This window comes from Klebsiella indica (assembly GCF_005860775.1).
Lineage (GTDB): Bacteria > Pseudomonadota > Gammaproteobacteria > Enterobacterales > Enterobacteriaceae > Klebsiella > Klebsiella indica.
This window is the reverse complement of the sequence record NZ_VCHQ01000023.1, coordinates 19,305-27,664: the sequence shown is the minus strand read 5'-3', so window position 1 is coordinate 27,664 and position 8,360 is coordinate 19,305. Positions and strand designations below refer to the sequence as shown.

The 8,360-nt window shown below is 50.2% G+C and carries 17 protein-coding genes; 16 read left to right on the top strand and 1 reads right to left on the bottom strand.

What is annotated here, in order from left to right; genetic code table 11:
• The 3 genes from FE839_RS16045 to bfr form a co-directional block, all read left to right on the top strand.
• Nucleotides 1–751 (top strand): elongation factor Tu (locus tag FE839_RS16045; RefSeq protein WP_138361786.1); only part of this gene is annotated, 751 nt, incomplete at its 5' end.
• 197 nt (nucleotides 752–948) lie between these two features.
• Nucleotides 949–1,143, top strand: coding sequence for a bacterioferritin-associated ferredoxin (bfd, locus tag FE839_RS16040; RefSeq protein WP_138361785.1), 195 nt, complete (start codon nucleotides 949–951; stop codon nucleotides 1,141–1,143).
• Between the two features lie 70 nt (nucleotides 1,144–1,213).
• Complete coding sequence (bfr, locus tag FE839_RS16035) at nucleotides 1,214–1,690, top strand: bacterioferritin (protein WP_138361784.1); 477 nt, start codon at nucleotides 1,214–1,216, stop codon at nucleotides 1,688–1,690.
• On the opposite strand, the gene FE839_RS16030 is transcribed toward bfr, so the two are convergent.
• Entirely contained in the window at nucleotides 1,674–2,156 is a 483-nt protein-coding gene (locus FE839_RS16030) for a prepilin peptidase (protein ID WP_138361783.1), read from the bottom strand. The genes bfr and FE839_RS16030 overlap by 17 nt on opposite strands.
• Nucleotides 2,157–2,535: 379 nt before the next feature.
• On the opposite strand from FE839_RS16030, the gene rpsJ reads away from it, so the two are divergent.
• The 13 genes from rpsJ (at nucleotide 2,536) to rplX (ending at nucleotide 8,349) form a co-directional block, all read left to right on the top strand.
• Entirely contained in the window at nucleotides 2,536–2,847 is a 312-nt protein-coding gene (rpsJ, locus tag FE839_RS16025) for a 30S ribosomal protein S10 (protein WP_001181005.1), read from the top strand.
• 32 nt (nucleotides 2,848–2,879) lie between these two features.
• A complete protein-coding gene (rplC, locus tag FE839_RS16020; RefSeq protein ID WP_138361782.1) occupies nucleotides 2,880–3,509 on the top strand; it encodes a 50S ribosomal protein L3 in 630 nt (209 codons plus the stop codon).
• A 10-nt stretch (nucleotides 3,510–3,519) separates the two neighbouring features.
• Complete coding sequence (gene rplD / locus FE839_RS16015; protein WP_000424395.1) at nucleotides 3,520–4,125, top strand: 50S ribosomal protein L4; 606 nt, start codon at nucleotides 3,520–3,522, stop codon at nucleotides 4,123–4,125.
• On the top strand, nucleotides 4,122–4,424 hold the full coding sequence (gene rplW, locus FE839_RS16010; protein ID WP_000617546.1) for a 50S ribosomal protein L23: 303 nt from the start codon (nucleotides 4,122–4,124) through the stop codon (nucleotides 4,422–4,424). The genes rplD and rplW overlap by 4 nt, the downstream gene beginning before the upstream one ends.
• A 17-nt stretch (nucleotides 4,425–4,441) precedes the next feature.
• Nucleotides 4,442–5,263 carry a 50S ribosomal protein L2 gene (rplB, locus tag FE839_RS16005; protein ID WP_138361781.1) on the top strand — a complete coding sequence of 274 codons (822 nt, stop codon included), beginning with the start codon at nucleotides 4,442–4,444 and terminating at the stop codon, nucleotides 5,261–5,263.
• 16 nt (nucleotides 5,264–5,279) lie between these two features.
• On the top strand, nucleotides 5,280–5,558 hold the full coding sequence (gene rpsS / locus FE839_RS16000; protein WP_001138117.1) for a 30S ribosomal protein S19: 279 nt from the start codon (nucleotides 5,280–5,282) through the stop codon (nucleotides 5,556–5,558).
• 14 nt (nucleotides 5,559–5,572) lie between these two features.
• Complete coding sequence (rplV, locus tag FE839_RS15995) at nucleotides 5,573–5,905, top strand: 50S ribosomal protein L22 (RefSeq protein ID WP_002919773.1); 333 nt, start codon at nucleotides 5,573–5,575, stop codon at nucleotides 5,903–5,905.
• A gap of 17 nt (nucleotides 5,906–5,922) precedes the next feature.
• Nucleotides 5,923–6,621, top strand: a complete 699-nt coding sequence (gene rpsC, locus FE839_RS15990) for a 30S ribosomal protein S3 (protein ID WP_004106350.1) — start codon at nucleotides 5,923–5,925, stop codon at nucleotides 6,619–6,621.
• 12 nt (nucleotides 6,622–6,633) lie between these two features.
• Nucleotides 6,634–7,044: a 50S ribosomal protein L16 gene (gene rplP / locus FE839_RS15985; RefSeq protein ID WP_002919759.1), complete on the top strand. Its 411-nt coding sequence runs from the start codon at nucleotides 6,634–6,636 to the stop codon at nucleotides 7,042–7,044.
• Entirely contained in the window at nucleotides 7,044–7,235 is a 192-nt protein-coding gene (gene rpmC / locus FE839_RS15980) for a 50S ribosomal protein L29 (RefSeq protein WP_002919754.1), read from the top strand. The genes rplP and rpmC overlap by 1 nt, the downstream gene beginning before the upstream one ends.
• The gene (rpsQ, locus tag FE839_RS15975) at nucleotides 7,235–7,489 is read left to right on the top strand and encodes a 30S ribosomal protein S17 (protein WP_002919751.1); all 255 of its coding nucleotides are present in this window, start codon (nucleotides 7,235–7,237) and stop codon (nucleotides 7,487–7,489) included. The genes rpmC and rpsQ overlap by 1 nt, the downstream gene beginning before the upstream one ends.
• 163 nt (nucleotides 7,490–7,652) lie before the next feature.
• On the top strand, nucleotides 7,653–8,024 hold the full coding sequence (gene rplN / locus FE839_RS15970; RefSeq protein WP_002919748.1) for a 50S ribosomal protein L14: 372 nt from the start codon (nucleotides 7,653–7,655) through the stop codon (nucleotides 8,022–8,024).
• A gap of 10 nt (nucleotides 8,025–8,034) precedes the next feature.
• Nucleotides 8,035–8,349: a 50S ribosomal protein L24 gene (rplX, locus tag FE839_RS15965; protein WP_000729185.1), complete on the top strand. Its 315-nt coding sequence runs from the start codon at nucleotides 8,035–8,037 to the stop codon at nucleotides 8,347–8,349.
• The last annotated feature ends 11 nt before the right edge of the window (nucleotides 8,350–8,360 follow it).

Sequence of the window (8,360 nt, the reverse complement as noted above, 5' to 3'; positions counted from 1 at the left end):
GCTGCTGGAACTGGTTGAGATGGAAGTGCGTGAGCTGCTGTCTCAGTACGATTTCCCGGGCGACGACACGCCGATCGTTCGTGGTTCTGCTCTGAAAGCGCTGGAAGGCGATGCAGAGTGGGAAGCGAAAATCATCGAACTGGCTGGCTACCTGGATTCTTACATCCCGGAACCAGAGCGTGCGATTGACAAGCCGTTCCTGCTGCCGATCGAAGACGTATTCTCCATCTCCGGTCGTGGTACCGTTGTTACCGGTCGTGTAGAGCGCGGTATCATCAAAGTAGGTGAAGAAGTTGAGATCGTTGGTATCAAAGACACGCAGAAATCAACCTGTACTGGCGTAGAAATGTTCCGCAAACTGCTGGACGAAGGCCGTGCCGGTGAGAACGTTGGTGTTCTGCTGCGTGGTATCAAACGTGAAGAAATCGAACGTGGTCAGGTTCTGGCTAAGCCGGGCTCAATCAAGCCGCACACTAAGTTCGAATCTGAAGTGTACATTCTGTCCAAAGACGAAGGCGGCCGTCATACTCCGTTCTTCAAAGGCTACCGTCCGCAGTTCTACTTCCGTACAACTGACGTGACTGGCACCATCGAACTGCCGGAAGGCGTAGAGATGGTAATGCCGGGCGACAACATCAAAATGGTTGTTACCCTGATCCACCCGATCGCGATGGACGACGGTCTGCGTTTTGCAATCCGTGAAGGCGGCCGTACCGTTGGCGCAGGCGTTGTAGCGAAAGTTCTGGGCTAATTACTCGTTAATTAGTTTTGAATTGAAAAGGGCGCTTCGGCGCCCTTTTTGCTATCCCTTATACCTACTCATCATAGAAAGAGAGTCATATTTAGTCGCAATTTTTATACGTATCTGCTGTATATAAACGTATTTCCTCTATTGTAATTATAACTATTCTCATTTACACTTTGCGCAGAAATTGAACGGGGGCGATTATGTACGTTTGTTTGTGTAATGGTGTAAGTGATAAAAAAATTCGTCAGGCTGTACGTCAGTTTCACCCTCAATCATTTCAGCAATTGCGTAAATTTATTCCCGTTGGAAATCAATGTGGTAAATGCATCCGTGCGGTGCGAGAAGTGATGCAGGATGAATTAACACAAGTGCCAGAGTTTAAAGAGACCGCCTGAGCGACACTTTTTTTTTGACATCCCGGTAGCCCCATCTACGCTCTAAGAGTGGAAGCGGAGGGACTATAAAATGAAAGGTGATGTTAAAATCATAAATTATCTCAATAAACTATTGGGAAATGAGCTTGTCGCAATCAACCAGTATTTTCTCCATGCCCGTATGTTTAAAAACTGGGGGCTCACTCGTCTCAATGATGTCGAATACCATGAATCCATCGATGAAATGAAACACGCTGATAAATATATTGAGCGTATTTTGTTTCTTGAGGGGCTCCCAAACTTGCAGGATCTTGGCAAGCTGGGAATTGGTGAAGATGTCGAAGAGATGCTGCAGTCAGATCTTCGGCTAGAGCTGGAAGGAGCAAAAGACCTGCGTGAGGCTATTGCTTACGCCGATACTGTCCATGACTATGTTAGCCGGGATATGATGATTGAAATTCTGGCGGATGAAGAAGGGCATATCGACTGGCTTGAAACTGAGCTGGATCTCATCGGTAAAATTGGTCTGCCGAATTATCTGCAATCGCAGATTAAAGTGGAAGACTGAGTATTCCCGCCAGAAGCGTTTGCCCACTAACGATAAAACCCGCAGTCGCCAGGAATGGCCCGAAAGGCAGCGGGTTTTTTAGTACCGCTTTTCCCCTCCTTATGAACAGTACTAACGTGAAGACACAGGCGAAAAGAGCAGCCAGAAAAACCAGAACAGGTAAGGATTGCCAACCGTGCCAGGCGCCCAGCGCGGCAAGGAATTTTACATCACCATAGCCAAGCCCTTCCTTGTGATATAGCCAGCGATAAATCCAGTAAAGAAACGCCAGTACCACGTAGCCTGCCATTGCGCCCCACACGGCTTCAGGCAGTCCTGCCGATAAACAGCACTGGTGATAAAGCAACCCACTCCACAGGAGAGGGCAGGTAAACCGGTCAGGCAGCAACCCGGTTCGCTGATCGGAGATCCAAAGCAGTATCGATAAAGTAAAATAGACAATCAGGAAGGGGAGGGCGGTTAGCATCGATTACTCCATCTAATACGTTGTGGCCACCATCGCGAAAATGATCGCGCAGCACAACGCAGACGTGATGTCGTTATGCGGTTCCTCCAGAAGAAAAAGCGCAAAGCAAAACCAGCGAACATATTGTGGATAGCGGCTCGCATTACCGGGCAGGTGATTAATATCTACGCAGCGCTTGCGTCAGTCTGAGATTTGCGTATAATGCGCGGGCCTGTCTTAATCGACGGTAGGTTCAATCTGAACCTTAGGTAGCCGATTTGGTTATCTAACAATGCTCCCAATCGGGGGGCTACGTAAGAACGGTTACACTCTCCCATCAATCGTAATGGGTTCGAGGAGTAATCATTTTCGTTTATAAAATAATTGGAGCTCTGGTCTCATGCAGAACCAAAGAATCCGTATCCGCCTGAAAGCGTTTGATCATCGTCTGATCGATCAATCAACCGCGGAAATCGTCGAGACTGCTAAGCGCACTGGTGCGCAAGTCCGTGGTCCGATCCCGCTGCCGACCCGCAAAGAGCGCTTTACCGTTCTGATCTCTCCGCACGTCAACAAAGATGCGCGCGATCAGTACGAAATTCGCACTCACAAGCGTCTGGTTGACATCGTTGAGCCAACCGAGAAAACCGTTGATGCTCTGATGCGTCTGGACCTGGCTGCCGGTGTAGACGTGCAGATCAGCCTGGGTTAATCAGGTCATCGAGCGATTGAGAGGTTGAAACAATGATTGGTTTAGTCGGTAAAAAAGTGGGTATGACCCGCATCTTCACTGAAGATGGCGTCTCTATCCCAGTAACCGTAATCGAAGTTGAAGCAAACCGCGTTACTCAGGTTAAAGATCTGGCTAACGATGGCTACCGCGCTGTTCAGGTTACCACTGGTGCTAAAAAAGCTAACCGTGTAACCAAGCCGGAAGCGGGTCACTTCGCTAAAGCTGGCGTTGAAGCTGGCCGTGGTCTGTGGGAATTCCGTCTTGCTGACGGCGAAGAATTCACCGTAGGTCAGAATATTAGCGTTGAGCTGTTTGCTGATGTTAAAAAAGTTGACGTAACCGGTACCTCTAAAGGTAAAGGTTTTGCTGGTACCGTTAAGCGCTGGAACTTCCGTACCCAGGACGCGACTCACGGTAACTCCTTGTCCCACCGCGTTCCGGGTTCTATCGGTCAGAACCAGACTCCGGGCAAAGTGTTCAAAGGCAAGAAAATGGCAGGTCAGCTGGGTAACGAACGTGTAACCGTTCAGAGCCTGGACGTAGTACGTGTTGACGCTGAGCGCAACCTGCTGCTGGTTAAAGGCGCAGTCCCGGGTGCAACCGGTAGCGACCTGATCGTTAAACCAGCTGTGAAGGCGTAAGGGGATAGCAATGGAATTAGTATTGAAAGACGCGCAGAGCGCGCTGACTGTTTCCGAAACTACCTTCGGTCGTGATTTCAACGAAGCGCTGGTTCACCAGGTTGTTGTTGCTTATGCAGCTGGTGCTCGTCAGGGTACTCGTGCTCAGAAGACGCGTGCTGAAGTCACTGGCTCCGGTAAAAAACCGTGGCGCCAGAAAGGTACTGGCCGTGCCCGTTCTGGTTCTATCAAGAGCCCGATCTGGCGTTCTGGTGGCGTGACCTTCGCTGCTCGTCCGCAGGACCACAGTCAAAAAGTTAATAAGAAGATGTACCGCGGCGCGCTGAAAAGCATTCTGTCCGAACTGGTACGTCAGGATCGTCTGATCGTTGTCGAGAAGTTCTCTGTAGAAGCGCCGAAAACTAAGCTGCTGGCTCAGAAACTGAAAGACATGGCTCTGGAAGATGTGCTGATCATCACCGGTGAGCTGGACGAGAACCTGTTCCTGGCTGCGCGCAACCTGCACAAGGTTGACGTACGCGATGCAACTGGTATCGACCCGGTTAGCCTGATCGCCTTCGACAAAGTCGTAATGACTGCTGATGCTGTTAAGCAAGTTGAGGAGATGCTGGCATGATTCGTGAAGAACGTCTGCTGAAGGTGCTGCGCGCACCGCACGTTTCTGAAAAAGCGTCTACTGCGATGGAAAAAACCAACACCATCGTTCTCAAAGTTGCTAAAGACGCGACCAAAGCAGAAATCAAAGCTGCTGTGCAGAAACTGTTTGAAGTCGAAGTCGAAGTCGTTAACACCCTGGTTGTTAAAGGGAAAGTTAAACGTCACGGACAGCGTATCGGTCGTCGTAGCGACTGGAAAAAAGCTTACGTCACCCTGAAAGAAGGCCAGAACCTGGACTTCGTTGGCGGCGCTGAGTAAGTCGGAGGAGTAATACAATGGCAGTTGTTAAATGTAAACCGACATCTCCGGGTCGTCGCCACGTTGTTAAAGTGGTTAACCCTGAGCTGCACAAGGGCAAACCTTTTGCTCCGCTGATTGAAAAAAACAGCAAATCCGGTGGTCGTAACAACAATGGCCGTATCACCACTCGTCATATCGGTGGTGGTCACAAACAGGCCTACCGTATTGTTGACTTTAAACGCAACAAAGACGGTATCCCGGCAGTTGTTGAACGTCTTGAGTACGATCCGAACCGTTCCGCGAATATCGCGCTGGTTCTGTACAAAGATGGCGAGCGCCGTTACATCCTGGCCCCGAAAGGCCTGAAAGCTGGCGACCAGATTCAGTCTGGCGTTGATGCTGCAATCAAACCAGGCAACACCCTGCCGATGCGCAACATCCCGGTTGGTTCTACCGTTCATAACGTAGAAATGAAACCAGGTAAAGGCGGTCAGCTGGCGCGTTCTGCGGGTACTTACGTTCAGATCGTTGCGCGCGATGGTGCTTATGTCACCCTGCGTCTGCGTTCTGGTGAAATGCGTAAAGTCGAAGCAGAGTGCCGTGCAACTCTGGGCGAAGTTGGCAATGCTGAGCATATGCTGCGCGTTCTGGGTAAAGCAGGTGCTGCACGCTGGCGTGGTGTTCGTCCGACCGTTCGCGGTACCGCGATGAACCCAGTCGATCACCCACATGGTGGTGGTGAGGGTCGTAACTTTGGTAAGCACCCGGTTACTCCGTGGGGCGTACAGACCAAAGGTAAGAAGACCCGCAGCAACAAGCGTACTGATAAATTCATCGTACGTCGCCGTAGCAAATAATTTTAGAGGATAAGCCATGCCACGTTCTCTCAAGAAAGGTCCTTTTATTGACCTGCACTTGCTGAAGAAGGTAGAGAAAGCGGTGGAAAGCGGAGACAAGAAGCCCCTGCGCACTTGGTCCCGTCGTTCAACGATCTTTCCTAACATGATCGGTTTGACCATCGCTGTCCATAATGGTCGTCAGCACGTTCCGGTATTTGTAACCGACGAAATGGTTGGTCACAAACTGGGTGAATTCGCACCGACTCGTACTTATCGCGGCCACGCTGCTGATAAAAAAGCGAAGAAGAAATAAGGTAGGAGGAAGAGATGGAAACTTTAGCTCAACATCGCCATGCTCGTTCTTCTGCTCAGAAGGTTCGCCTTGTTGCTGACCTGATTCGCGGTAAGAAAGTGTCGCAGGCCCTGGATATTCTGACCTACACCAATAAGAAAGCGGCTGTACTGGTCAAGAAAGTACTGGAATCTGCCATTGCTAACGCTGAACACAACGATGGCGCTGACATTGATGATCTGAAAGTTGCGAAAATTTTCGTAGACGAAGGCCCAAGCATGAAGCGCATTATGCCGCGTGCTAAAGGTCGTGCAGATCGCATCCTGAAGCGCACCAGCCACATTACTGTGGTTGTGTCCGATCGCTGAGACTCTGGAGACTAGCAATGGGTCAGAAAGTACATCCTAATGGTATTCGCCTGGGTATTGTAAAACCATGGAACTCTACCTGGTTTGCGAACACCAAAGAATTCGCTGACAACCTGGACAGCGATTTTAAAGTACGTCAGTACCTGACGAAGGAACTGGCGAAAGCGTCTGTATCTCGCATCGTTATCGAGCGTCCGGCTAAGAGCATTCGTGTGACTATTCATACAGCTCGTCCGGGTATCGTTATCGGTAAGAAAGGCGAAGACGTAGAAAAACTGCGCAAGGTCGTAGCGGATCTCGCTGGCGTGCCTGCACAGATCAATATTGCCGAAGTTCGTAAGCCTGAACTGGACGCTAAATTGGTTGCTGACAGCATCACTTCTCAGCTGGAACGTCGCGTTATGTTCCGTCGTGCGATGAAGCGTGCTGTACAGAACGCAATGCGTCTGGGCGCTAAAGGGATCAAAGTTGAAGTTAGCGGCCGTCTGGGCGGCGCGGAAATCGCACGTACCGAATGGTACCGCGAAGGTCGCGTACCGCTGCACACTCTGCGTGCTGACATCGACTACAACACCTCTGAAGCGCACACCACTTACGGTGTAATCGGCGTTAAGGTATGGATCTTCAAAGGTGAGATCCTGGGTGGTATGGCTGCTGTTGAACAACCGGAACCGGCTGCTCAACCTAAAAAGCAGCAGCGTAAAGGCCGTAAATAAGGAGCGTCGCTGATGTTACAACCAAAGCGTACAAAATTCCGTAAAGTGCATAAAGGCCGCAACCGTGGTCTGGCGCAGGGTACGGATGTTAGCTTCGGCACTTTCGGTCTGAAAGCTGTTGGCCGTGGTCGTCTGACTGCCCGTCAGATCGAAGCAGCACGTCGTGCTATGACCCGTGCAGTTAAGCGTCAAGGTAAGATCTGGATCCGAGTGTTCCCGGACAAACCGATCACCGAGAAGCCGCTGGAAGTTCGTATGGGTAAAGGTAAAGGTAACGTGGAGTATTGGGTTGCCTTGATTCAGCCGGGTAAAGTCCTTTATGAAATGGACGGCGTACCGGAAGAGCTGGCCCGTGAAGCATTCGGCCTGGCAGCAGCGAAACTGCCGATCAAAACCACCTTTGTAACTAAGACGGTGATGTAATGAAAGCAAAAGAGCTGCGTGAAAAAAGCGTTGAAGAGCTGAACGCTGAGCTGCTGAACCTGCTGCGTGAGCAGTTCAACCTGCGTATGCAGGCTGCAAGTGGCCAGCTGCAACAGACTCATCTGCTGAAGCAAGTGCGTCGTGATGTTGCACGCGTTAAGACTTTACTGACTCAGAAGGCGGGTGCGTAATGACCGATAAAATCCGTACTCTGCAAGGTCGCGTGGTTAGCGACAAAATGGAGAAATCCATTGTTGTTGCTATCGAACGTATGGTGAAACACCCGGTATACGGCAAATTCATCAAGCGTACGACCAAACTGCACGTACATGACGAGAACAACGAATGCGGTATCGGCGACAAGGTTGAAATCCGCGAATGCCGTCCGCTGTCCAAGACGAAGTCCTGGACTCTGGTTCGCGTTGTAGAGAAAGCGGTTCTGTAATACAGTACCTGCTCTCAACGAATAAACGGCTCAGTGATGGGCCGTTTATTTTTTCTACCCATATCTGATTTGCGGTGTTATAATGCCGCGCCCCCGATATGGGGCTTTTTTAACGACCTGATTTTTGGGTCTCAGTAGTAGTTGACATTAGCGGAGCACTAAAATGATCCAAGAACAGACTATGCTGAACGTCGCCGACAACTCCGGTGCACGTCGCGTAATGTGTATCAAGGTTCTGGGTGGCTCGCACCGTCGCTACGCAGGCGTAGGCGACATCATCAAGATCACCATCAAAGAAGCAATTCCGCGTGGTAAGGTCAAAAAAGGTGATGTGCTGAAGGCGGTAGTGGTGCGCACCAAGAAGGGTGTTCGTCGCCCGGACGGTTCTGTCATTCGCTTCGATGGTAATGCATGCGTTATTCTGAACAATAACAGCGAGCAGCCCATCGGTACGCGTATTTTTGGGCCGGTAACTCGTGAACTTCGCACCGAGAAGTTCATGAAAATTATCTCTCTGGCCCCAGAAGTACTCTAAGGAGCGAATCATGGCAGCGAAAATCCGTCGTGATGACGAAGTTATCGTGTTAACCGGTAAAGATAAAGGTAAGCGCGGTAAAGTTAAGAATGTCCTGTCTTCCGGCAAGGTCATTGTTGAAGGTATCAACCTGGTTAAGAAACACCAGAAGCCGGTTCCGGCTCTGAACCAACCGGGTGGCATCGTTGAAAAAGAAGCCGCTATTCAGGTTTCTAACGTTGCAATCTTCAATGCGGCAACCGGCAAGGCTGACCGTGTAGGCTTTAGATTTGAAGACGGTAAAAAAGTCCGTTTCTTTAAGTCTAACAGCGAAACTATCAAGTAATTTGGAGTAGT

What these genes read in the sequence shown, in the direction of transcription:
- rplB (WP_138361781.1), top strand. Translation starts at nt 4,442, where the DNA reads ATGGCAGTTGTTAAATGTAAACCGACATCTCCGGGTCGTCGCCACGTT.
- rplC (WP_138361782.1), top strand. Translation starts at nt 2,880, where the DNA reads ATGATTGGTTTAGTCGGTAAAAAAGTGGGTATGACCCGCATCTTCACT.
- rplV (WP_002919773.1), top strand. Translation starts at nt 5,573, where the DNA reads ATGGAAACTTTAGCTCAACATCGCCATGCTCGTTCTTCTGCTCAGAAG.
- rpsJ (WP_001181005.1), top strand. Translation starts at nt 2,536, where the DNA reads ATGCAGAACCAAAGAATCCGTATCCGCCTGAAAGCGTTTGATCATCGT.
- rpsS (WP_001138117.1), top strand. Translation starts at nt 5,280, where the DNA reads ATGCCACGTTCTCTCAAGAAAGGTCCTTTTATTGACCTGCACTTGCTG.
- rplP (WP_002919759.1), top strand. Translation starts at nt 6,634, where the DNA reads ATGTTACAACCAAAGCGTACAAAATTCCGTAAAGTGCATAAAGGCCGC.
- rplW (WP_000617546.1), top strand. Translation starts at nt 4,122, where the DNA reads ATGATTCGTGAAGAACGTCTGCTGAAGGTGCTGCGCGCACCGCACGTT.
- rplD (WP_000424395.1), top strand. Translation starts at nt 3,520, where the DNA reads ATGGAATTAGTATTGAAAGACGCGCAGAGCGCGCTGACTGTTTCCGAA.
- bfd (WP_138361785.1), top strand. Translation starts at nt 949, where the DNA reads ATGTACGTTTGTTTGTGTAATGGTGTAAGTGATAAAAAAATTCGTCAG.
- FE839_RS16030 (WP_138361783.1), bottom strand. Translation starts at nt 2,156, where the DNA reads ATGCTAACCGCCCTCCCCTTCCTGATTGTCTATTTTACTTTATCGATA.
- bfr (WP_138361784.1), top strand. Translation starts at nt 1,214, where the DNA reads ATGAAAGGTGATGTTAAAATCATAAATTATCTCAATAAACTATTGGGA.
- rplN (WP_002919748.1), top strand. Translation starts at nt 7,653, where the DNA reads ATGATCCAAGAACAGACTATGCTGAACGTCGCCGACAACTCCGGTGCA.
- rpsC (WP_004106350.1), top strand. Translation starts at nt 5,923, where the DNA reads ATGGGTCAGAAAGTACATCCTAATGGTATTCGCCTGGGTATTGTAAAA.
- rplX (WP_000729185.1), top strand. Translation starts at nt 8,035, where the DNA reads ATGGCAGCGAAAATCCGTCGTGATGACGAAGTTATCGTGTTAACCGGT.
- rpsQ (WP_002919751.1), top strand. Translation starts at nt 7,235, where the DNA reads ATGACCGATAAAATCCGTACTCTGCAAGGTCGCGTGGTTAGCGACAAA.
- rpmC (WP_002919754.1), top strand. Translation starts at nt 7,044, where the DNA reads ATGAAAGCAAAAGAGCTGCGTGAAAAAAGCGTTGAAGAGCTGAACGCT.